Annotated in this window: 27 protein-coding genes; 12 read left to right on the forward strand and 15 right to left on the reverse strand. The window is 35.8% G+C overall.

All coding sequences use genetic code 11. From position 1 onward, the window contains the following. Window positions 1-89: 89 nt before the first annotated feature. Genes K4G57_RS02290 through K4G57_RS02310 form a run of 5 tightly spaced genes read left to right on the forward strand, consistent with a single transcriptional unit; the run spans window position 90 to window position 4,752 of the window. On the forward strand, window positions 90-623 hold the full coding sequence (locus K4G57_RS02290) for a CvpA family protein (protein ID WP_236033156.1): 534 nt from the start codon (window positions 90-92) through the stop codon (window positions 621-623). A 9-nt stretch (window positions 624-632) separates the two neighbouring features. Further along, window positions 633-2,141: a lysine--tRNA ligase gene (gene lysS, locus K4G57_RS02295; RefSeq protein WP_221531519.1), complete on the forward strand. Its 1,509-nt coding sequence runs from the start codon at window positions 633-635 to the stop codon at window positions 2,139-2,141. Then, window positions 2,138-3,388 (forward strand): serine hydroxymethyltransferase, encoded by a 1,251-nt coding sequence (locus K4G57_RS02300; protein ID WP_221531518.1) that lies wholly within the window; start codon window positions 2,138-2,140, stop codon window positions 3,386-3,388. The genes lysS and K4G57_RS02300 overlap by 4 nt, the downstream gene beginning before the upstream one ends. A gap of 12 nt (window positions 3,389-3,400) precedes the next feature. Continuing rightward, a complete protein-coding gene (locus K4G57_RS02305) occupies window positions 3,401-3,946 on the forward strand; it encodes a DUF1882 domain-containing protein (protein WP_221531517.1) in 546 nt (181 codons plus the stop codon). 11 nt (window positions 3,947-3,957) lie between these two features. Continuing rightward, window positions 3,958-4,752: an SPOR domain-containing protein gene (locus K4G57_RS02310; protein ID WP_221531516.1), complete on the forward strand. Its 795-nt coding sequence runs from the start codon at window positions 3,958-3,960 to the stop codon at window positions 4,750-4,752. Between the two features lie 10 nt (window positions 4,753-4,762). On the opposite strand, the gene K4G57_RS02315 is transcribed toward K4G57_RS02310, so the two are convergent. The 3 genes from K4G57_RS02315 to K4G57_RS02325 all read right to left on the reverse strand — a co-directional run bounded on the left by K4G57_RS02315 (window position 4,763) and on the right by K4G57_RS02325 (window position 7,275). Then, window positions 4,763-5,923, reverse strand: coding sequence for a replication-associated recombination protein A (locus K4G57_RS02315; protein ID WP_221531515.1), 1,161 nt, complete (start codon window positions 5,921-5,923; stop codon window positions 4,763-4,765). Window positions 5,924-6,001: 78 nt separating this feature from the next. After that, entirely contained in the window at window positions 6,002-6,649 is a 648-nt protein-coding gene (locus tag K4G57_RS02320; RefSeq protein WP_221531514.1) for an LOG family protein, read from the reverse strand. Then, window positions 6,649-7,275 (reverse strand): thiamine phosphate synthase, encoded by a 627-nt coding sequence (locus tag K4G57_RS02325; RefSeq protein ID WP_221531513.1) that lies wholly within the window; start codon window positions 7,273-7,275, stop codon window positions 6,649-6,651. Before K4G57_RS02325 ends, K4G57_RS02320 begins: the two co-directional genes overlap by 1 nt. Window positions 7,276-7,339: 64 nt before the next feature. Here K4G57_RS02325 and hypF point away from each other — a divergent pair, with 64 nt between their 5' ends. Continuing rightward, window positions 7,340-9,709: a carbamoyltransferase HypF gene (hypF, locus tag K4G57_RS02330; RefSeq protein ID WP_221531512.1), complete on the forward strand. Its 2,370-nt coding sequence runs from the start codon at window positions 7,340-7,342 to the stop codon at window positions 9,707-9,709. On the opposite strand, the gene K4G57_RS02335 is transcribed toward hypF, so the two are convergent. The 7 genes from K4G57_RS02335 to K4G57_RS02365 are packed head-to-tail and all read right to left on the reverse strand — an operon-like array spanning window position 9,689 to window position 15,896. Beyond that, window positions 9,689-10,432, reverse strand: a complete 744-nt coding sequence (locus tag K4G57_RS02335; protein ID WP_221531649.1) for an SDR family oxidoreductase — start codon at window positions 10,430-10,432, stop codon at window positions 9,689-9,691. The genes hypF and K4G57_RS02335 overlap by 21 nt on opposite strands. After that, a complete protein-coding gene (locus K4G57_RS02340; protein WP_221531511.1) occupies window positions 10,429-11,757 on the reverse strand; it encodes a tetratricopeptide repeat protein in 1,329 nt (442 codons plus the stop codon). The genes K4G57_RS02335 and K4G57_RS02340 overlap by 4 nt, the downstream gene beginning before the upstream one ends. Continuing rightward, window positions 11,738-12,106, reverse strand: coding sequence for a YkgJ family cysteine cluster protein (locus K4G57_RS02345; RefSeq protein ID WP_221531510.1), 369 nt, complete (start codon window positions 12,104-12,106; stop codon window positions 11,738-11,740). The genes K4G57_RS02340 and K4G57_RS02345 overlap by 20 nt, the downstream gene beginning before the upstream one ends. After that, window positions 12,100-12,813 (reverse strand): tRNA1(Val) (adenine(37)-N6)-methyltransferase, encoded by a 714-nt coding sequence (locus tag K4G57_RS02350; protein ID WP_221531509.1) that lies wholly within the window; start codon window positions 12,811-12,813, stop codon window positions 12,100-12,102. Before K4G57_RS02350 ends, K4G57_RS02345 begins: the two co-directional genes overlap by 7 nt. 7 nt (window positions 12,814-12,820) lie before the next feature. Then, window positions 12,821-13,327, reverse strand: coding sequence for a hypothetical protein (locus K4G57_RS02355; protein ID WP_221531508.1), 507 nt, complete (start codon window positions 13,325-13,327; stop codon window positions 12,821-12,823). After that, window positions 13,294-13,905 (reverse strand): LPP20 family lipoprotein, encoded by a 612-nt coding sequence (locus K4G57_RS02360; RefSeq protein WP_236033154.1) that lies wholly within the window; start codon window positions 13,903-13,905, stop codon window positions 13,294-13,296. The genes K4G57_RS02355 and K4G57_RS02360 overlap by 34 nt, the downstream gene beginning before the upstream one ends. Window positions 13,906-13,937: 32 nt before the next feature. Further along, on the reverse strand, window positions 13,938-15,896 hold the full coding sequence (locus K4G57_RS02365) for a motility associated factor glycosyltransferase family protein (protein ID WP_221531506.1): 1,959 nt from the start codon (window positions 15,894-15,896) through the stop codon (window positions 13,938-13,940). A gap of 125 nt (window positions 15,897-16,021) precedes the next feature. Between K4G57_RS02365 and K4G57_RS02370 the strand changes: the two genes are divergently transcribed. Continuing rightward, a complete protein-coding gene (locus K4G57_RS02370) occupies window positions 16,022-16,951 on the forward strand; it encodes a ribose-phosphate pyrophosphokinase (protein ID WP_221531505.1) in 930 nt (309 codons plus the stop codon). After that, on the forward strand, window positions 16,920-17,492 hold the full coding sequence (locus tag K4G57_RS02375) for a peptidylprolyl isomerase (protein WP_221531504.1): 573 nt from the start codon (window positions 16,920-16,922) through the stop codon (window positions 17,490-17,492). Before K4G57_RS02370 ends, K4G57_RS02375 begins: the two co-directional genes overlap by 32 nt. 9 nt (window positions 17,493-17,501) lie before the next feature. Here K4G57_RS02375 and mog read toward each other — a convergent pair whose 3' ends face one another. From mog to K4G57_RS02400, 5 genes are all read right to left on the reverse strand, one after another. Beyond that, entirely contained in the window at window positions 17,502-18,029 is a 528-nt protein-coding gene (gene mog, locus K4G57_RS02380) for a molybdopterin adenylyltransferase (protein WP_221531503.1), read from the reverse strand. A 2-nt stretch (window positions 18,030-18,031) separates the two neighbouring features. Beyond that, window positions 18,032-18,517 (reverse strand): molybdopterin-guanine dinucleotide biosynthesis protein B, encoded by a 486-nt coding sequence (gene mobB, locus K4G57_RS02385; protein WP_221531502.1) that lies wholly within the window; start codon window positions 18,515-18,517, stop codon window positions 18,032-18,034. Between the two features lie 64 nt (window positions 18,518-18,581). Next, window positions 18,582-19,043, reverse strand: a complete 462-nt coding sequence (locus tag K4G57_RS02390) for a molybdopterin synthase catalytic subunit (RefSeq protein WP_221531501.1) — start codon at window positions 19,041-19,043, stop codon at window positions 18,582-18,584. Next, complete coding sequence (locus K4G57_RS02395) at window positions 19,043-19,264, reverse strand: MoaD/ThiS family protein (RefSeq protein ID WP_221531500.1); 222 nt, start codon at window positions 19,262-19,264, stop codon at window positions 19,043-19,045. The genes K4G57_RS02390 and K4G57_RS02395 overlap by 1 nt, the downstream gene beginning before the upstream one ends. A gap of 16 nt (window positions 19,265-19,280) precedes the next feature. Continuing rightward, complete coding sequence (locus tag K4G57_RS02400) at window positions 19,281-19,628, reverse strand: hypothetical protein (protein WP_221531499.1); 348 nt, start codon at window positions 19,626-19,628, stop codon at window positions 19,281-19,283. A 70-nt stretch (window positions 19,629-19,698) separates the two neighbouring features. On the opposite strand from K4G57_RS02400, the gene K4G57_RS02405 reads away from it, so the two are divergent. The 4 genes from K4G57_RS02405 to obgE all read left to right on the forward strand — a co-directional run bounded on the left by K4G57_RS02405 (window position 19,699) and on the right by obgE (window position 22,440). Then, the gene (locus K4G57_RS02405) at window positions 19,699-20,073 is read left to right on the forward strand and encodes a RidA family protein (protein ID WP_221531498.1); all 375 of its coding nucleotides are present in this window, start codon (window positions 19,699-19,701) and stop codon (window positions 20,071-20,073) included. Window positions 20,074-20,694: 621 nt separating this feature from the next. Beyond that, window positions 20,695-21,009, forward strand: coding sequence for a 50S ribosomal protein L21 (rplU, locus tag K4G57_RS02410; protein ID WP_221531648.1), 315 nt, complete (start codon window positions 20,695-20,697; stop codon window positions 21,007-21,009). Window positions 21,010-21,032: 23 nt separating this feature from the next. Then, window positions 21,033-21,290, forward strand: coding sequence for a 50S ribosomal protein L27 (gene rpmA / locus K4G57_RS02415; RefSeq protein ID WP_221531497.1), 258 nt, complete (start codon window positions 21,033-21,035; stop codon window positions 21,288-21,290). Window positions 21,291-21,357: 67 nt separating this feature from the next. Then, window positions 21,358-22,440 carry a GTPase ObgE gene (obgE, locus tag K4G57_RS02420; RefSeq protein ID WP_221531496.1) on the forward strand — a complete coding sequence of 361 codons (1,083 nt, stop codon included), beginning with the start codon at window positions 21,358-21,360 and terminating at the stop codon, window positions 22,438-22,440. Window position 22,441 lies beyond the last annotated feature (1 nt).

The following is a 22,441-nucleotide window of genomic DNA, read 5'->3' on the forward strand; positions in this document are numbered from 1 at the left end:
AAAAATTGTGCGTAAAACATTGTAACATAAATTTATCTTTATTTTGATTTGTGTAAAATAAGCCTTTATTTATTTTTATAAGGTGTGTAATGGATCTGGATTTTAGCTGGTTTGATGTTGTTGTTGGAGTCTTAATTTTATTTCTCGCAATTCGTGGTGTGATTAATGGGTTTATTCGAGAGTTTTTTGGGTTAGTTGGAATTGTTGGCGGTGTGTATGTGGCTTCTGTGTATGGTGGAAATGTAGGAGCTTGGATTAGTGCAAATATATATGTGTTTAAAAATCCATCCGCAGTGACACTCATTGGCTTTTTGGTGTTGCTTGTTGTGATTTGGGTTGGTGCATTGCTTATTGCTGAAGTGCTTCAAAGGCTAGTTAGTTTAAGCGCATTGAGCATTGTTAATCGTTTGTTGGGCTTTGTTTTTGGAGCTTTGAAAGTTTTTGTAGTTTTTGCAATTATCATCGCAGCACTTACAAATATACAATTTGCTAAAAGTTTTATTGAAAGCAAAACACAAAATAGTTATCTCTATCCAATGTTAAAGAGTACTGGGGATGCGATTATTAAGCTTGATATCGTTCAAGACGCAAAGCCGGCATTAGAGAATCTAGACAAAATGTAGGAAGTGGTGATGTTTGAAAATGACATGTATGTAGAGGGAAGGATTGCAAAAGCTGATGCGTTGCGTGAAATGGGGATTAATCCTTATAGAAATGGAATTGTAAAAGAAATGAGCGCGCAAGAATTTTTGCAAACTTACGCTAACGTGCAGGATTTAGAAGAGAGAAAAGACACAAACAAAAGTGCGCAAATTGCTGGGAGAATTAAATTTATTCGTTTAATGGGTAAGGCTGCGTTTATTAAAATTGAAGATTATAGTGGTGTATTGCAAGTGTATCTTTCTAAAAACGAATTAGGAGAGAATTTTGATGTGTTTAAGAGATACATTGAAGTAGGTGATATTGTAATGGCAAAGGGCTTTCCTTTTGTAACAAAAACTGGAGAATTGAGTTTGCATTCTCTTGAATTCAAGATTCTAACTAAAGCAATTTCACCATTGCCTGAAAAATTCCATGGTTTAGTTGATATTGAGCTACGTTACCGTCAAAGATATTTGGATCTTATTATGAATGCTAAAGTGCGTGATAGCTTTATTTTGCGCTCACGCATTGTTTCTAGTGTGCGAAAATTCTTTGAATCTAAGGGATTTTTAGAGGTTGAAACTCCAATGATGCATCCTATTCCTGGTGGCGCGAATGCAAAACCTTTTGTAACCTACCATAATGCGCTAAATGTCGAGCGTTATCTTAGAATTGCTCCAGAACTTTATTTAAAACGTTTAATCGTTGGGGGATTTGAAGCAGTTTTTGAGATTAATCGTAATTTTAGAAACGAGGGAATGGATCACTCGCACAATCCTGAATTCACAATGATTGAGTTTTATTGGGCATATAAAGATTATAAGGATTTAATTGCCATTACAAAGGAGCTTTTTTATTATTTATTAGAAACGTTAAATTTACCAAAACAGCTAGAATTAAATGGCAACGTCATTGATTTTAGCGTATTTAAAGAGATTGCTTATGTGGATGCACTTGTAGAGATTGGAGGAATCCCTAGAGAAGTTGCGACTAATAAAAGCGCACTATATGAGTATTTGTTAAGTCATAATGTAAAGTTAGAATCCAAAATGGAGCTAGGTAAGCTACAAAGTGAAGCTTTTGATGTGTTTGTAGAAGAGAAGCTTATTAATCCGACGTTTATTACAGATTTTCCAATTGCTATTAGCCCTCTTGCAAGGCGCAATGATGCAAATCCTGACATCGCGGATAGATTTGAGTTGTTTATCGGTGGAAGTGAAATTTCTAATGGATTTAGTGAGCTAAATGACCCATTAGACCAACTAGAACGCTTTAAAGCACAAGTTGTTGCTAAAGAAGCAGGAGATGAAGAGGCACAATATATGGATGAGGATTATATTCTTGCGCTTTCTTATGGAATGCCGCCAACTGCTGGAGAAGGAATTGGAATTGATAGGCTTGTGATGTTGCTAACAGGCAATACAAGCATTAAAGATGTGATTTTATTTCCGGCTTTAAAACCGCAGAAAAAGGAAACTAACGCAAAGGAAAACAAATGAGTTATATTTTAGAACAAACTGATTTAGAGATTTTAGAGCTGATTAATCAAGAGTTAGAACGTCAAAATACACATTTAGAGATGATTGCGAGTGAAAATTTTACCTTTCCTAGCGTTATGGAAGCTATGGGAAGTGTTTTGACAAATAAATATGCTGAGGGTTATCCTTATAAGCGTTATTATGGGGGTTGCGAGTTCGTTGATAAGATTGAAGAAATTGCGATTCATAGAGCAAAAGAGCTTTTTGGTTGTGCTTTTGCAAATGTTCAACCACACGCAGGAAGTCAAGCAAATACTGCTGTATATTCTGCTCTGTTAAAGCCTTACGATAAGATTTTGGGAATGGATTTAAGCCATGGTGGGCATCTGACACATGGCGCAAAAGTCAGTATTACTGGGCAGATGTATCAAAGTTTCTTTTATGGTGTGGAGCTTGATGGGCGAATTAATTATGATAAAGTCGCAGAGATTGCTAAAGCTGTAAAGCCTAATTTAATCGTGTGCGGATTTAGTGCATATTCAAGGGTTCTTGATTTTGCAAAATTTAGGGAGATTGCTGATAGTGTGGGCGCAGTTTTGATGGCAGATGTTGCACATGTTGCAGGACTTGTGGTAGCAGGAGAGTATGCAAATCCTTTTCCTTATGCAGATGTCGTAACAACAACTACGCATAAAACTCTAAGAGGTCCAAGGGGGGGGCTAATCCTAACAAATAATGAAGAATATGCAAAAAAAATTGATAAGGCGGTTTTTCCGGGTATGCAAGGAGGGCCACTTATGCATGTGATTGCTGGAAAAGCAGTGGGCTTTGGGGAGAATCTTAAGCCATCTTGGAGAGAGTATGCAAAGCAAGTTAAAGCTAATGCGAGAGTTTTAGCAAATGTGCTAATGCAAAGAGGATATAAAATTGTAAGCGATGGCACAGATAACCACCTTGTGTTACTATCTTTGCTTGATAAAGAATTTAGCGGAAAGGATGCGGATTTAGCTCTTGGAAATGCAGGAATTACGGTTAATAAAAATACGGTTCCTGGTGAGACTAGAAGTCCATTTGTAACAAGTGGAGTGAGAATTGGCTCCCCAGCACTTACTGCTAGAGGCTTTAAAGAAAAGGAGTTTGACATTGTGGCAAACAAAATTGTAGATGTGTTAGATGATATCCAAAATACTCAAAAACAAGAAAAAATAAAAATGGAATTAAAGGAACTTGCGCTACAATTCCCAGTTTATAACAAAGCAATTTTCTAAAGGAGTGATGCAGTGGTAACTGATATGGATTTAAAATTAATCAAGATGATCACTTCGCATTATTGGGTTAAAGAGCGTGGTTTGGGAACAAAAATACAGCATAATGGGCGAATCTTTTATGACAAGTTTAAAAGGGTAGATGAGCCTATTACTAGGAATCTATTACAAAGCCACTTAAAAAAAGAAATTACCATTGCGCACTCATTAATTAATGCGCAAGATAAGGTTGAAAATATTGTTTTTGATTACAATGGATTTAATGCAGAGCGTTTTTGGCACCGTGCGCAGTTGTTATTGCGTGAGGAGGGTTTCATTAATTTTACTGCTTATGCAACGAAGACCCCCGGACATTTGCATCTGTATGTGCATAAGGGACACACGACTTTTCAAGAAGCTTGTCAATTAGCGAAAATGCTTGGTGCAAAACTTTCACAAAAGATGCCAACAGAGTGGAAAATGTTCCCATCTTTAGACATTCCAAGAAGTTTTAATATTTTAGCTATTCCGTATGAAGTTTACCAAAAAGAACGTGGCGCATCTTGGTCAAGGCATATGTAAAAGGAGAAAAAATGACAGAGTTAGAGCCAAATAAAAAAGAGCAAAGAGAACTAGAATTAGATGATTTGTTAATTAGTAGTAGTGATGATGCTAATGAGCTAAAGAGCAATGGTAGCAAGAAAATAGTATTATTAAGCGCAATAGGTGTGCTTTTATTTGCCATTGTGATTTTGGTAGTGTATATGCTTCAAGGTGATTCTAAAAAGCAAGAATCGCAAATAGAAGCTCAAAGACCACTAGAGCGCATTGAACAACGAACTCCAAATACACAAACGTCGAATATACAAACCAATGATTTTGGGCAAGAGCCAATCCGAGAAAATGCGAATGCAGACGATCAATTTCAAAGAATCATTGAGCAAATCAAAGCTGAACAGGCAAAACAAGGTGTGCAAAATCTTCCGAAAGCACCAGAGTCAAAACAAGTCGCAGAGACAAAAGCTGCGCAACCTGCAGATCCTTTAGCTCCAGCTAAATCACAAACAAAACCTCAAGCCACAAAAGAATCTCCTAAGCAAAATCCAGCGGATTCCTTTAAAAATGTAAAAACAAGTGACCCTTCTATGCAGGGAAGTGAAGCGACAAAAGGATTCTATGTGCAAGTGGGATCTTTTAGTAAGTTTTCACCAAATAAGCAGTTATTGGGGGTAATTGAGTCAAATAAATTGAGCTATCGTATGCAAAAGTCTGGAGACAATAATCGTTTATTGATTGGACCTTTTACTTCAAAACAAGAAGCACAAAGCAAACTTAATGAAATCCGTGAAAAAATTAATAAAGATGCTTTTATTAAGGAGATTAGATAAAAAGCTAAATTTACACCCCCTTGATTTTATCTAACCATTCTTTAAGGGTTTTTTCAAAGCCCTTTGGGAGCCATTTGACAAATTTTAAATCCTTGTTTAAATAACGTTGTTTGACATATCCCCCAAAGTCGTGAGGATAGAGATAGTTTTCGTGGAATTGTTGGATATGGGTTGGAATCTCTTCGTTTGAGTGTTTTTCTACATAGTCTAAAGCTGCATTAATTGCTAGATATGCGCAATTTGATTTTGGGCTAGCGCAGAGATAAATCACACATTGACTAAGGATAATCCTAGCTTCTGGATAGCCTATTTTTGCTACACTTTGCATTGTAGAATTTGCTAGATTTAGAGCATTGGGATTCGCATTTCCGATATCCTCACTTGCTAAAACCACAAGTCTTCTTGCAATGAATTCAGGATTTTCTCCACCTTGAATGAGACAGGCAAGGTAGTAAATTGCCGCATTTTCATCGCTTCCACGGATACTCTTAATCATTGCAGAGATTAGATTATAATGTGTATCTAGCTCACTTGTACCACTTAGAGAAGTTTTGCGTAAAGATCTCAAAAGTTCTATGCTTAAAGGTAGTTGCGTACTTTGTGCGCAATCTAGCAAATTTAGCATTGCTCTTGCATCGCCACCACTAGTTTGTATAAGAAAATCTTGCACTTCTTGACTTAGTGCAAATGGTTCTAAAATTTGCCTTAATTCTTTTGTATTTAGGGGTTTAAATTCAAAAACCATTGAACGTGACCTAATTGCTTGGGTAAGTGCGAAATAAGGATTCTCCGTAGAAGCCCCTAAAATTAGAGCTTGATGGTTTTCCATAATAGGAAGTAGCATTTCTTGTTGTGGTTTATTTAGGCGATGGACCTCATCAATAAAAATCAATGGTTTTTGTAAAGTATTTTGATGATTTTTTAGAATATTACGCAAATCCTCAGACTTAAAATGCGTTGCATTAAACGTATAAAAAGGATAGTCCATAGTTTTTGCGATGAGTATTGCAGCACTAGTTTTACCGCTTCCAGGCGGTCCAAAGAAAAAGGAATGTGGAATCTTGCGTTTAGAGATTAATTGCATAAGGGGAGCATTCTTTCCAAAAAGATGTGTTTGTCCGATAAATTGCTGAAAGTTTTTAGGTCTTTTATTGTATGCTAAGTCTTCCATTTTTTCTCACTTTAAGGATATGTATGACAAAGTTTATTCCCTTGTTTTTAGGAATATTTGCCGCATTTATGGTGCTTTTTATGATGTATGGTTTGGAAAATCCGATTTTTTAAAACATTCTAAAACCTCTAAGACTTCGTTTGGACTATCAACTAATGTTAGCAATTCAAGCTCTACTTTTGAGATTACTCCCTCATCTAAGAGTTTAGTTTCTAGCCATGTAAGGAATCCGCTCCAATAATCTTTTCCGTAGAGAATGATTGGGATTCTTTTGTGCTTGCCTGTGGCAATTTGCACTAAAACTTCGCTAAGTTCATCAAGTGTGCCATAGCCCCCCATTGCAACAATAAATGCTGTGGAATTGTAATTAAATACAAGTTTGCGACTAAAAAAATTTTGAAACTCTAATGGAATCTCCACATAGGGATTCATTTTTTGTTCGTGGGGGAGCTGAATATTTAGTCCGATTGAAAAGATAGAGTCGTTTTTGGATTCTTGCTTATATTGCATTAATCCACGATTTGCTGCTTCCATAATTCCTGGTCCGCCACCTGTCATAATTGAATAGTTGTGCGCTCCTAAAATGTAAGTAAGTTCTTGGATTTTGTGATAGGCTGTGTGCGCACAATCCACGCGAGATCCACCAAAAATTGTGATAATATTCTCTAATTGTTCTAAAGTTTGTAAGCCTTTAGAAATTTCTTCTCTTAGCGTGTCTAAATCCATTATTGTCCTTGTTTAAAACGATGTAAAAGCTCTTGCACATTCTTTTTAATATCTCCTTGCCAAATGCTGCTAATGCACGCTACCATTTGAGCGTCTTTAATTTGTGCAATATTGTCTTTTTGGATTCCACCTATGGCGCACATAGGAAGTCCTAGATTTTTAGCACGTGTGAAAATATTAAGTGGAATTGTCTTTGCGTTAGGCTTTGTGGGAGAGTGAAAGCAAGCACCAAAGGCGATATAGTCAGCACCTACTAGGGCTGCATTTTGTGCTAGATTGAAATCTCCATAACAAGAGACGCCTAGTATTCCATGATAATTCAAGCGAATTTGCGTCAGCTCATCTTTGTTATAAGGAGTGCCATCTTCCTTTTTCCCGATGTGTAGCGCTGGGCTTTTTAATGTTTTTGCAAGCTCAATGCGATCATTTAATACAAAAATAACATTATGTGCATCGCAAAGCTTCATTAAATGTGCGCATAAAGGAGCAAGAGTAGAATCTGGAGTGTTTTTATCGCGAAGTTGAAAGAGTGCAATTCCACCTCTTATTGCGCACTCTAGCATATTTTCTAGTGCGGAGTAGGGGGTTAGTGTTGTGTCACTAATAGCGTAGATTCCATGAAGCATTTTGGCAAACCCTAATCAAAAATGTTTTAAAATTTTATACTTTAATCCATAAAGAGAGTTTGAAATGCTAAAGAGTTTGCATAAGACTTATGAGTTCCATCTACAAGGTGTTGTGCAAGGGGTTGGATTTCGTCCTTTTGTGTATAGAATTGCTAAGGAATGCGGAATCTTTGGCTATGTGCGCAATACAACAGAGGGTGTATTTATCCTAGCACAAGGCACTAAGGAGGCATTGGAATATTTTGAGTGCGCTTTGCAAATTCCACCTAAGGTTGCAAAAATTACTAGAATCTCTAAAAAAGAGATTAAAAATGCAGAATCCTTTTTTGATTTTAGCATTGCACAAAGCATACAAGAGAATGCATTAAGTGCGACAATTCCAGCAGATATCGCATTATGTGATGAGTGCTTAGAAGAAATACGTAATTCTAAGAATCGTCGTTTTAGCTATCCTTTTTGTAGTTGCACAAATTGTGGCGGAAGATATAGTTTAATCCATACTTTACCCTACGATAGAAAAAACACCGCTATGGCAGAATTTGAGATGTGTGAGCATTGTAAAGAGGAATATGAGAATCCTAATTCTAGAAGATTCCATTCAGAAATTAACTGCTGTTATGATTGTGGTCCAAAACTATTTTTTGCGGAGAATTTAGATAAGTTTAAATTTGAAGAGCCAATGGAAGATTCTACTTTATGTAAGAGGTTTGGTGAGGATTTTTTAGAAGAGCCTTTACATAGAGCAGTGAAATCTTTAAAGCAAGGAAAAATTTTAGCTATTAAGGGTATTGGGGGTTATGCCCTAGTATGCAATGGGCTAAATGCAGAAGCAATCGCAACTTTGCGTGTGCGCAAAAACCGACCACAAAAGCCTTTTGCACTAATGTGTAAGGATATGAAAATGGCAGAATCCTATGTGCATTTAAGCGCATTGCAAAAAGAGATTCTAAGCTCTAGTGTTGCGCCAATTTTGCTTACAAAGTCTAAAGATAAAATTTCTTTGCCACTCTTTGAAATTGCGCCAAACCTTGCGACTTTAGGGGTGATTCTCCCTTATGCGCCTTTACATTATTTGCTTTTTGAACAACTTGATTTTCCGCTTATTTTTACGAGTGCTAATTTAAGTGGAGAGCCAATTATTAAGGACTTTTATAGGGTTGTGGAGACTTTAGTTGGTGTGTGCGATGGGGTGCTTTTGTATAATCGTAATATTTTAAATTCTATTGATGATAGTTTGGTGCGCACACTTATACATAATGGTAAGGAGGAAATGCAGATTTTACGTCGTGCGCGTGGTTTTTTGTGCGATATTGCGCTATCTTTTAAAACTCAGCAGGATTTTATCGCATTAGGAGCGCAACAAAAGGCAACCTTTTGTTTAAAAACTAAAAATAAGATTTTGTTAAGTCCGCATTTGGGAGATTTAGAAAATGTTGTAAGTGTGGAGAATTTTTTAAACACGCAAAAGTTATTTTTGACACAATACAAAATTGCCCCTAGAAATTTTGTATTAGATTTGCATCCAAATTATGCTCAAAGAGGTTTTGTAAGTGATATAGATAAAATACAATGCGTGCAACACCATTTTGCACATTTGCTCTCTAATGTTGCAGAAAATGCGATTAATACAAAGGTTTTAGGTGTAATCTTTGATGGAACTGGTTATGGGGAAACTAGTAAAGATAGTGGCAAGACAGGTAAGATTTGGGGTGGAGAGTTTTTTGAGTGGAATCCTAGTGCGCCCCTAGAGTATCAACGTATTGCATATTTTGATGATTTTTCACTTTTGGGCGGGGAGAGAGCAATTAAGGATGTAAGGCGGCTTGGGCTATCTTTGATTTTTGAGAGTTTTGAAGAAGAGTATAAAACACTTGTTTTGCCTTTATTAAGAGAGTTTTCACAAGAGAATTTGGAAATTTTTTATACAATAAGTAAAAAAGTATCCAGAAGTGCAAAAGTTCCTTGTAATAGTGTGGGTAGGCTTTTTGATGGGGTTAGTGCTCTTTGTGGTGTTTGTGCGCAAAGCAGCTATGAGGGTGAAGGGGGAATGGTGTTGGAATCTCTTGCTTTAAGTGCTTTAAAGAGTGTAAAAAACAAAAATTTAGATATGTATATGTACACCATTAAAGAGAGTGTGATTAGTTATCAAGGAATGGTAAGAGAGATTTGCAAGGAATTAGAATGGGGTATGGAAGTGCAAGAAATTGCATTAAAGTTTCATAATACACTTGCAGAGATTATCGCAGAGGTGGCGCAAGACTACACGCACATTGCATTAAGTGGTGGATGTTTTCAAAACGCGCTTTTAACACAACTGGTTTTAGAAAAGCTTAAAAACAAAGTGGTGTATCTTAATAAAGAAATTCCTTGTAATGATGGAGGAATTAGCGTGGGGCAAGCGTATTTTATGAATTTATGCCTTACTTACTCTTAGCGCACTAAAGCTTTGACTTGTTGGCATCATTTCTAGTGTGTTAATGTTAATGTGCTTTGGTAAAGTTGCTACCCAATACACCGCTTCTGCAATGTCTTGTGGTTGAAGTGCATTGCTGCCTTGATAGAGTGCATTAGCGCGTTCTTTGTCTCCTTTAAAGCGCACTAGGGAAAACTCACTCTCTGCAAGTCCGGGCTCTATATCACTAACCCTTACATTTGTGCCTGCTAAATCTGCACGCAACCCTAGTGCAAACTGCCTAACAAAAGCCTTTGTTGCTCCATAGACATTACCTCCTGGATAGGGATATTTTCCTGCAATAGAACCTAGAGTGATGATATGCCCATTTTTGCGCTCTACCATTTGAGGTAACACAAGGTGTGTGAGGTAGCTAAGGGCTGTGATATTAACTTCAATCATTCTCTCCCAGTCGTTAAAGTCGCACATTTGTGCAGGTTCAATGCCTAAAGCAAGTCCTGCATTATTGACTAGTATGTCAATGGTTTTGAAGTCTTTGGGCAGTGTTTCTAGGGATTGTTTTAAGCCTTCTTTATCGCAAACATCACAAGATAGGATTTCACATTGTGGAATCTCTTTTTGCAAGGATTCTAATTTATCTTTACGTCTTGCAAGCGCAATGACTTTATGTGCGTTTTCTCCGAATTTTTTTGCAATGGCTCGCCCAAAACCACTAGATGCCCCTGTTACTAAAACTACCATTATTTATCCTTATTCTTAGATTGAATGCAAGTTAAAATCTTTTGGTAATGTATTTTTAATTCCTCTTCTTTTTGGATCTCTGAATATGGAATCTTGTCCATTTGTGTTTTTGCATTTTCGCAATCTTTAAGTTTAAAATATCCCCATGCAAGAGAATCTAGATAGTAAGGATTGTTAGGGTCTTTTTCTAAAGCCTTTTTGATATATTTTATGCCCTCTCTTACGCGCTCTAGATTGTTAAAATCGTGGTCAATCATTAAATATCCTAAATAATTCCAATATAGGGGTTCATTAGTTTTTTGAGCGGCTTCTTTTAAATCTTTTTCAATCGTTTGGAGATAGATTTTTGTGCGTTTTTTTGTGCTTTCATAAGAGAGCATTGCCTTATAGGCTAGGAAATTAGAATCTTGTGTGTTTTGATAGATCATTTCGGCTTGTTGGATACTTTTTTTTACATTCTTTTGTAAGCGGTAAATTTCAAAGAGTAGGGCATCTCTAGTATTAATATTAGGGTGTTTTAATAAAAAAGATTCTGCTAAATCTAGACGTTTGTTTTTTGCATAAATCTCCAGCACAAAACGTGCGTAATCTTGCAAGTTAGTCTCTTCAAAAAGTAATGTGTAAATACGCGCAGCATCAAAATAGAGTTTGGATTCTAGATAAATTGTAGCAAGTTTATCCCCAATAGGTTTTGTGATTCCATGTGTTTTGATGTGTGTTTCGTATAAGCTAAGTGCGGTTTTGGAATCTTTTAAAAATAATAGGTGTGTTGCTGCAAGTTTATCAAGCAAAAATGGGCTTTGGTTCAAATTGTAGGCGAGTTGCAAGTATTTAGAGGCATTCTTGTAATCTTGACGTAAGAAATATACAGAGGAAATAAGCTCATAGTTTTCGGCATTTTTGTGATAGTTTAAAAGTGTTTTAGCTTCTTTTAAGGCTAAATCAAATTGTTTATTATTTGTTAAAATTCCAACAAGAACGCTACGTACCACTTCATCTTTTGGATATTGCTTTAAAAATGCATATGCTTCTTTTTGAGCTTCTTCAAGTTGATTTTGTGCAACTAAAATCCCTAAAATCTCTTTAAGATAACTTGGGTTTGGGTTAATGGCATAGGCATTAGCGAAAGCCTCTTTTGCGCTTGCATAATTATTTGTATCTAGAGCTGCATAGCCTTGAACAATAAAAATATCTTCAAGATTTTCTACTTCTTTAAATTTAGAATTTTTAAGAATGATAAAATCTTGCTTAAAACAGCCTACAAACCCGATAAATAGTGCAATAGCACTTATAAAAAGAATGGGATATTTATTTTTTAACCACACCAATACATTCCTTTTCTAATTCTTCAAAATGTTCCTTATAATAATCCCAAAAAGGGAAGCTAACGCATTGTTTTGGACGTTTTGGGTAGATTTGGCAGATTCCATCTTTGAAAAACACACAGGAATATATTCCATTGCCCTTTGCTATGTCCAATAAGGAATAGCGATAGCCCACTTTTTTAACATAATTTTGACAAAATGCGTCAAAATCTAATTCTAGAAACTTAGCAATCACTGCAATTTCTTTAGGAGAGACAAAAATATAACCACTCTCACCCGTGCAACATTTTCCGCCACATTCTTCACATTTGTTAGGGTTAAAATGGAATTGAAAATCAGAATGTTCTAGCATTTAATACTCCAAGTATTTGCGTGATGATAGATTGCTTGCACTTCTTGTGTGAAATGCTGCCCCTTTTGTTTGCTTAAATGCGTAAAAAGAGGTGGTTGAATTTCGCACTGGCTTTTGGAATTCTTTCTAGCACGACATAATACCAAAGTTGCACTTTTTTCTACCTTTGGATGCACAAAACGCACACAAATTGGCGGAATCTTAAAAGTATATAATGTGCTAAATAGGCTAAAAATAGCCTTAGCATCGTAACAAAAAATAAATTCTCCTTCAGGTTTTAAGAGTGAATTTACCTTTTTTACGAAATCAAAAAAAGGGAGATTCTCTGCATAGCGTGCGCTAAAAATATCGGAATTTTGGGATTTTATCACGCCATTATGGTAAAAGGGAGGATTGCTTAAAATTACATCAAAAATGTTTGTTTTGGATTTAATAAAATCAAATGTTAAAAAATCCGCACAAATTAACTCTGCACAAATACGGTTTATGCGCAAATTATGTGCGCAGAGTTCTGCCATTTTGGGATTTTTTTCAATCATTGTTAGATTTAGTGATAAATCTCTAGCGCAAAGCATTCCTAGCACCCCACATCCTGCGCCAACTTCTAAAAGTGCATAGCGTTTTTTTAAAAAGGGCATTGCAAAATGGTGTAGAAATAAGGTATCACTATTGTAACAATATCCGTCTTTTGGCTGATAAATTTGCATAGGAATCCTAATGGATTTGCAGTAAAAAAATTGTTTTTTTCTGCAAATTTTTAATCTCTAGGGCTATGGAGTCTTGTGTAGCAGTGTAGTTTAGCTCTAAACCTTCGCGCATGATATTTTGAGAGAATCCATTCGGAATTGTGTGTTTATTTTCTCCACTAAAAATTTCTTGCCCTTTTAAAAGTGCAATAAAGTCTAGCTCTCTAAAAGCATTGCTTCCAAAAAATTTGCGTGTAATGGAATCTTTTGCGTAGCATTGAGTGTTTAGACAAATTTTGTCTTTATAACAATCCATTTTAAGTAACGCTGCCCCTGCGTTAAAAATTTCTAAGCTCGTATAATCTGTATAGGATTTTACAAAACCTAAATCATAAAATTTAAAATCTTTAGTAGAGAAAAAAATTGTTTTGGTTACAGAATCTTGCAGAACACTGGGCGCTTTAGCGCACCCAAATGTAGAAAGTGTTACCCAAATAACACTTAGAATTGTTCGCCAGTTAATACACGATACCATCTTTTTCCATCAAGTTTGAGTTCCATACTCACTTGGCAAAGACCATCTTTATATACGGTTTCTACGATTTCAGCATTGCGGATTACTGCTAATACTTTTGTTTTAACGGTAGAATTTTTTAGCATCATATCACGCACTGTATCTTGTGCATTTACGCGGATTCCATACATTTTTTCACCGATTTGGCGGTAAGCATCTACGATTGCTGCACGTTTTGCTAATGCTAGAGCTTGTGCTGGAGATACTGTAGATTCAGGAGCAACCCCCATGCCAATTGCACTAATTTCAATAATGCTTGAAGGTGTGATAATTGGTGCATTTGGAATCACAATATCATCTCCTCCAACTTCTATCCCTTGCAAATTAGAAGGAGTGTTTGAGTTTCTTCCATAAGAAGATGCATTTTGTGGTCCTGGAGATACGTTTTGGAATCCTGCATTTCCTATTGGGCTTACAGAAGTATTACTTACAGAAGTATTACTTACAGAAGCACTATTTGTTGAATTTACTTGAGCGGCAAATAAACTACTTCCTAAAAGCATTCCTGCTAAAACTAATGAAACTGATGTTTTTGTCATTTCAATCCTTTTTGACATAAGATACTTGTGTATTAAGCAATTGGTGTTCCACTTTTTCCAAAAAGCTTCTTGCGCAGGGATTCTAGCATTTTTTCCATTGCTGTGATATAAAGCTCTCCACATTTTTTCCAAAAGTCTTGCATGTTATTATGAGGAAGATGTAAGGCGGAAAATGCGATTGCATACAGAAAATGGCTTAGAGTTCCTCCAAAAAGTATACTAATAAAAGCATTGCTAAGAAATTCTTTAGTGATTACATCATAGGCTTTATCTAGGACAATAAATAAATCTTGCTTTGAAGAAACTTGCATTTTAAAAATATCATGCATTTTGTTTTTAAAAGCTAGAATTTCAAAAATGTATTTTTGTGTTTCTTTTGTATAGAATCCTTCTTTGTAAGGATCTTTAAAAAGAGATTTAATTTGTTTTAAAGCTGTTTTTTTATTGATTGTTTTGAGTTCAAATTCTTTGTAGTGTGTGGGTTGTGCGCCATTTATTTTAGCACCATCGTTTAAGTTTAAAATATGAAAAGGTTTCAGTGCTTTAAATGCTTCTTCTAAGGCAGCTTTTGAGAGAGAGAATAACGCATCTGAATAAATATCATCGCTAAAATTTCCAGTTACAGGATAGGCGTCTTTTGGAATTTCTGTGTTTTCTTCTCCGTAATAAGAGTTTTTAGCGTGTTTTCTAGAACCTTTTTTGTAGCCACAATCTAGTCCGCATAAAATCACATCACTTCCTAAATAGCTTGCTAATGCTGCTCCAGCATTTCCTACAAGAGGTGCGGTAAATTGCACTTTAAAACGTGGGGCATTTAAGTTTGCAGCACTGCTGCCATCACGTTCAAAGAGATAAAGCTCTTTTGCAATTTCTTTTGCATTTTTATCTAGCACACTTGCAGCAATTAAAGGAATATCATTGAGCGGAGCAGATTTTAAGGCATCTCCTAAATAATCGTGACGTTCAATTTCAATTTGAAAATCAGGCTTGATTCCATAGTTTAATAAGGGTTTTAGTGCGGTCCCACAGCTAAAAATAATCATTTTATTTTTATTTTTTTTAATAAAGGGAAACAAAAAGTCAAGGCTTGGTCCATTTGCTACGACACAAATTGGTGCATTTACACGTTTTGGTTCAATAAGCATTTTTTGGATGGGAAAAGAGAGTTTGTTTGTGATTCCGCGCATTTCATCTTCAAAAGTTCCCCATCCGCGCATAGTTTGAGAATGTATCTCAAAGACAATATCACGCGCGTTCTGCGTTATTGGAGTCTGATAGAATACAAGTTCAAATCGGACAAGAGAAGCACTGATTTTTCGTGTTGAAAAAAAGTTTTGAATGAATTCTTTTTTCATTATACTTTCTAAAAAGATATAGCCAGCTTGATTTTGTGTTTTACTAAAAAGTAGGGAAAAATCTACAAAAAAGCATGCAATCCTAAATAAATCTAGAGATTCTTCAAAGATGAAAAAGTTATGGATTGTTGCGTAGTTTTCAATAAGAATCTGCAAAAAGATTCCACCTCCTAAGCCAAATAAATTTAAACTTGGCAAAAAATCACTAGGCAAATGATAATCAATAATCCCACCATTTTTAAGTGCGTAATTTAAAATATTATCAACTAGCATTTGACTATAGGGAAATTCATCCCCCATAAAAGATGGTTTATCGCCAAAAATACGATTCCATTTTTCGTTAATTGGCGGATTATAAGCACAATCTTCATGAATGTCTAACATAGTAGATTTTCCATTAATGATTGCATACATAAAAGTGTTTTGTTTAAAGTTCAAAATATTAACACCTTCTTGTCCAATGTAGAGTTGGTATTCTTTAGCAGGACTTTGCAAAGCTCTGAAAAGATTGGAATGGTTCGCTGTTTGAAAAAATGCTAAATTATGTTGGAATCGCGCATTACAAAAGGATTCTATTTCTTCTGGAGAGCTATTTTTTAGAACCTCTATAATGCTTTGCTTGGGATTTGTGTGCATTCTTATCCTTAAAATTTATAGATGAGAAATTTTAGCAGAAATTTTTAAAACCTTTTACAAAAGACAAATCATTTAAGTTTTTAAAGTTTATAATTTTGTGTTTTATTTCACACAAAAGGCTGCTTATGCAAGATTATAGAGTTTTCACTGGAAACGCACATAGGGAGTTTTCTAAGTATGTTGCTAGAGTTTTAGATGTTCAAATTTCTCATGCGGAAGTTACACGATTTAGTGATGGGGAAATTAGCATTCGTTTGTGCGAGAGTGTGCGTGGTAAAGATGTTTTTGTAATTCAGCCAACTTGTGCGCCAACAAATGATAATTTAATGGAATTATTAGTGATGGTAGATGCGCTAAAGCGGAGTTCTGCAAAAAGCATTAATGCGATAATGCCTTATTTTGGTTATGCAAGACAAGATAGAAAAGCAGCCCCACGCGTTCCTATAACAGCAAAACTTGTCGCAGATTTACTTCAACGCGCTGGAATTACGCGTTTGATTACAATGGACTTGCATGCAGGGCAGATTCAAGGATTTTTTGATATTCCAGTGGATAATTTGTATGGCTCAATCGTGCTTAAAGAGCATGTTATAGCAAAAAATCTTAAAAATCCTATTGTCGCAAGTCCAGATATTGGAGGTGTTGCGCGTGCTAGATATTTTGCAAAGCTTTTGGGACTTGATATTGTTATCATTGATAAAAGACGTGAAAAAGCAAATGAAAGTGAAGTAATGAATGTGATTGGAAATGTAGAAGATAAAGATGTTATTTTGATTGATGATATGATTGATACAGCGGGAACAATAGTAAAAGCAGCAAGTGCCTTTAAGCAAAAAGGAGCGGCAAGTGTGATTGCTCTTGGCACACATGCCGTATTTAGTGGTCCTGCGTATGAGAGAATCGCAAATAGTGAAATTGATGAGGTGATAGTAACCGATACGATTCCATTACGACAGAGTTGTGAAAAGATTAAAATTTTAAGTGTTGCACCTTTATTTGCAGAAGTAATTAAAAGGATAAATAATGACGAAAGCGTTAATTCTCTTTTTGTGTAAAATTGGTATCATTTTTGGGTTTGGAGCCTCCTTAAATGCGCAAGAGAAGGAGATAATCCAAGCAGTGTTAGAGACGACTTCAGGTAAGATTACTTTAGATTTATTCCCACATGTTGCTCCAAAAGCAGTTGAAAACTTTGTAACACATATTAATAATGGATATTATAATGGAATAATTTTTCATCGTGTAATTCGTCAGTTTATGATTCAAGGAGGAGACCCAACTGGCACAGGGAGAGGAGGAGAATCTATATGGGGAGAGGATTTTGAAGATGAGATTGCAAAGGGATACGCTTTTGATAGAGCTGGGATTTTGGCAATGGCAAATGCAGGGGCTAATACTAATGGTAGTCAATTTTTTATTACAACAACGCGCACTCCGCATTTAAATGGAAAACATACGATTTTTGGTGAAATTAGCAAGCAGTACGAAGCAGAGAGTTTCAAGACATTACGCAAAATAGAATATTCTCCAACAGATTATACAGACAAGCCTATAAAGGAACAAAAAATCTTAAAGGCATATATTCTCGCAAATTAATCTTGTAATCTAAGATTTTGGTCGGAATGCTTGGATAACAGAAGGGTTTGTTTCTAGATATGCTGCCCCAATTAAATCAAGGCAATAAGGCACGGCGGGAAAAACTGCATCTAAGCATTCTCTAATGGATTTTGGTTTGCCTGGGAGATTGATAATTAGACTTTTGTGATAGATTCCAGCACTTTGTCGCGATAGAATTGCTGTTGGGACATATTGTAAGCTAGTTTGACGCATAAGCTCACCAAAACCCGGCAATATCTTGTCACATATGGCTTCTGTTGCTTCTGGCGTTACATCTCTTTTTGCTGGTCCTGTGCCACCTGTTGTTACAATTAAATCACAAGATTCTTTATCTGCAAACGTAATAAGTTGTTCTTTAATTAATTCTAATTCATCAGCAATCACACAATAACTATATGTAAATGGGGTGATAAGATATTCTTGTAGAGTTTCTAAAATTGCTATTCCAGAAATGTCTTCGTAAATTCCAGCACTTGCACGGTCTGAAATGGTTAGGATTCCAATTTTTGCTTGCATTTTTATTCCTTTATGTTGGTGTCAATCCATTTTAAGATTTCTATGGGATTGTTTAAATCCAAAATCTTTAATGGATAAGGTTTTAGGGATTCTTTGGGGATACTAGAATCCATAGCGACAGCCTGGATGAAGGGCAAAAAGCGTTCATCAAAAGAATTTCTAGCTACACAAATTCTAGGAAGAGCAAGTTCTTTTAAGCCTTCTACAAAAAGGTAATCATAAGTATTAAATTGCATCTTTAGGAACTCTATGCTTAATGCTTTATGGAATCGCAAAGTAGTTTGTGTGTTTCCTAATATTGCTACATCAGCTCCACTCTCAAAAAAACGTGCAGAATCTTTACCTTGCATATCAAGCTTTGCTTTATCTTTTGGGTCGTGCTTGATAATGGCAACCCTTTTTGCTTGAGTTGTTAAAAGCAGAGAGAGCTTTTCAATTAATGTTGTTTTGCCACTATTAGAATTTCCTGTAAATGCAACCGCTTTCACTTAAAAAACCTTTGTTGGATCCTATGTTTATGCTTTTAGATTTCGTATTTTTCAAATCCCGCTCTTAGTGGTCATCACTTAGGATTCCGCTATGTGGGAGGTGGTGGCTACGTCCTTTTGCATAAATACGTTGCCCATTTTTTAAGTCGTATTTCCAAATGGGAGCATTGTGTTTAAAGTCTTCAATAAAATTTTCAAAGAGTTCTAGTGTTGCTCGTCTTTGAGAGCTAAAAACTCCCGCCATGTAAGAGCTTTTATGATTTGGCACATCACCTTTTGCATGTGCCATTTTTAAGTGCGCATTAAGTTTTTGTGCTTTTGTGTGCCATGTATTAAACCATTGCTCTAAAAGTGGCGTGTAAATGTCAAAACTTAAACCATCGCAGTCATTTTCAGCACGCACGATTCCTGTAAATATGGCACTTGCTCCAAAATTTCGTAAAGCACCAAAGGTATGCCATTGCGTATAAATTGCTAATGTATCTAGTGCGCCATCAAAAAGTAGTAAAGAGTTAGAATCTTGCACTATCCGCCACACACAGGGGGAAGTAGAGCAATTTTATCACCTTTTTTAATAGGAGTATCTAAAGAGGTAATAATCTCGTTATTTAAAGCAATGGCGCAATCCTTTAGCCATACATTAATTTCTGGAATTGCTTGTAGCTCTTTCTTTAGTGCGTGTAGATTTACAGCATTGCTTGTGTAGGTTTTATTTCCTAAAGGACCTAGAAATTCAACTTTTATCATAAATGCTCCTTGAGTTTTAAAGTAATTCAATGCGTTCTTCTTGCATCTTATAAGGGATTTTTGGCGTAGGCTTTGGAGTGGGATTATGCGTTGGCTTTGGCGCTAATTTTGGAGATTCTTTAGGCAAACGATTAACGGAAATGATTTTGCCTGTTCTTCCATCAACAAAAAATGCAGAATCCTTTGGATATTTTTGCATTTCCCTTTTAAGTGCTTCATCAAAAGGCGTTAAAGGCGTGACTGACACTTGTTTTTTGGGGGGAGATGGAGGGTTTGGAGATACAAAGGTATCGGCATACAAAGTATTTCCAATGAGACTAAGAGCAAGAATACTAACGTTCAAAACTCTCAAAATTGGTTGCATGAGTAATCCTTGAAAAACGAAACTTTGGCTATAATTCTACAATAAACTATGCAAAAAGTAAAGGAATCTTATGTTAGAAATCATAGAAACGCAAAATGCGCCCCAAGCAATTGGTCCTTATTCTCAAGCCATCAGAACACAAGAAATCATTTATACTTCAGGGCAGATTGGATTAACACCGCAAGGAGCGTTGGTAGATGGTATTGAAGCACAAACAAGACAGGTGTTGAATAATTTGAGTGAAGTTCTCAAAGCAGGTGGAAGCAGTTTACAAAATGTTGTAAAAACAACGATTTTTTTAAGCAATATGGACGATTTCGCACTTGTCAATACAATCTATGCGGAATTTTTTGGAGCGCACAAGCCCGCTAGAAGCACGGTAGCGGTAAAAACATTACCTAAAGGTGCTTTGGTGGAGATTGAATGTATTGCGTTAGTAGGATAAATTAAGGATAATTCATTGCATTATTGCGAGATAAGCAATCTATAATTTTGTATCTCAAAGGTTTTGCAATGGAATTTTTTAAAAGGGATTCCATATTTATAGATTGCCACGCAAGTTTAAAAACTTACTCGCAATGACGCAATAACAAGCCACGATTCTATAAGTGGAATCTCTTAAGGACACACGTTAATCTGTCGTTGTGAGGCAAAGTTGAAGCGCGCACAACGAAGTGATACCCATACCCGCTTATCTTGCACACTCATCAGTATTGTATTTGAATCCATATGTTTCTCCTTAGTTTTGAAATTTTAATTTGCAGTATTACGACATATTTTTTTTTAAATAAATATTTAATATACGAATATACTATCGCAATTTGAAATCAAGAGAAAGTTTATTTAATTTTTTTAACAAACCACATAATTAAATGGAATTTAAATGAAATATACAAAACAAGACAAAACAAGAATCTTGCGCATTACTACGCGCACATTGCAAAGATGGAAATACATCGAGCCAAAGCTTTTAATATCATTACTTCAAGTAATCTTAATAAAATTTTAGATAGAATCCCAAGTTTTATTAGTTTTAATAAAAATAACTTCAAATCAAGGACATTGTATTATGTATGCAATTATTAGGAATGGAGGCAAACAATACAAGGTAAAACAAGGCGATATTATTTTGCTAGATTGTTTGAATCTTGAGCCAAAGTCAAAAGTTGAAGTGAAAGAAATTTTAGCCATCTGCGATGGTGATAATGTGAAACTTGGTGCGCCTTATGTAAGTGGTGCGAAAGTTGAGCTTGAAGTTATCAATGAGGGCAGAGGCAAAAAAGTCATTACTTTCAAAAAACGCCGAAGAAAAGATAGTAAAACAAAAAGAGGTTTTAGACGAGACTTTACGCGTGTTCGCGTAGTTACAATTGCGGCTTAAATTGCAACATTTAAGGAGTTGATATGGCACACAAGAAAGGTCAAGGTAGCACCCAGAATAATCGAGATTCTGCGGGACGTCGCTTAGGTGTTAAGAAATTTGGTGGGCAATTTGTGCGTGCGGGCAATATTATCATTCGCCAAAGAGGCACAAAAGTGCATCCCGGAAATAATGTAGGAGTAGGTAAAGATCATACAATTTTTGCGTTAATTGATGGGATTGTCTCTTTTGAGAGAAAAGATAGGAATCGCAAAAAAGTTTCTATTATTCCCACTTCTTAAACTTTCTGTAATTTTAAGATTCCATTATGGAATCTTAAAGGCTTCTAAATATTTTCAAGGTTATTTAATGTTTATTGATAGTGTTGAAATCTTTGTGTCTTCTGGCAAAGGTGGAGAGGGTTCAGTTTCTTTTCGCCGTGAGAAATTTGTCATTAATGGCGGTCCAGATGGTGGCAATGGTGGCAATGGTGGCAATGTATATTTTCAAGTGGATAGAAATACCGATACACTCTCGTATTTTAGAGGACACAAACATTTTAAGGCACAAAATGGGCGTCCGGGTGAAGGACGTAATAAATATGGTAAAAAAGGAGAGGATTTAGTTATTATTGTTCCTCCTGGGACACAAGTCTTTGATAGTAAGAGTGGTGAGCTAATTTTAGATTTGTTAGATGTAACACAAAAGGTGTTATTTTTAGAAGGCGGAAAAGGAGGCTTAGGTAATGTACATTTTAAAAGTGCGACAAACCAGCGTCCAACTTATGCCCAAAAAGGTTTGCCCGGAATTACAAAAACTATTCGCTTGGAGCTTAAGCTTATTGCAGATGTCGGGCTTGTGGGATTTCCAAATGTAGGTAAATCCACTCTTGTTTCTGTGTTATCAAATGCAAGACCAGAAATTGCAAATTATGAATTTACAACTTTAATTCCTAGCCTTGGAATCGTAAATGTGGGAGATTATCAATCTTTCGTGATAGCAGATATTCCCGGAATTATTGGCGGAGCAAGTGAGGGAAAGGGACTTGGAATAGAATTTTTGCGTCATATTGAGCGTACACAATTTTTACTTTTTGTGTTAGATTTAGCAAATTATAGGGATATTCAAGAGCAGTATAAGATATTGCGTTTAGAGGTGGGTAGATTTAGTAAAGAGTTAGAAAATCGTCCTTTTGGAATCATGTTTTCAAAAAGTGATGTGTTAGAGGATGCAGAAAATCTCGTGGAATCTTTTGTTGGGAGTTTAGATTTTAATCTAAAAAAACATACAGAGATTTCGCAATGCTATATTCAAAAAAAAGCCGATGATTTTGGCGGAGAATTTGATTTTGCAAAACCGCTTTTTGCTCTAAGTGTTTCAAGTGTGAGCGGTGCTAATGTGGAATCTTTAAAGCATTTATTATATGCAAGCTTAAAGAAATCTAGAGGATAAA

It is taken from the genome of Helicobacter turcicus (assembly GCF_019711685.1).
Lineage (GTDB): Bacteria > Campylobacterota > Campylobacteria > Campylobacterales > Helicobacteraceae > Helicobacter_D > Helicobacter_D turcicus.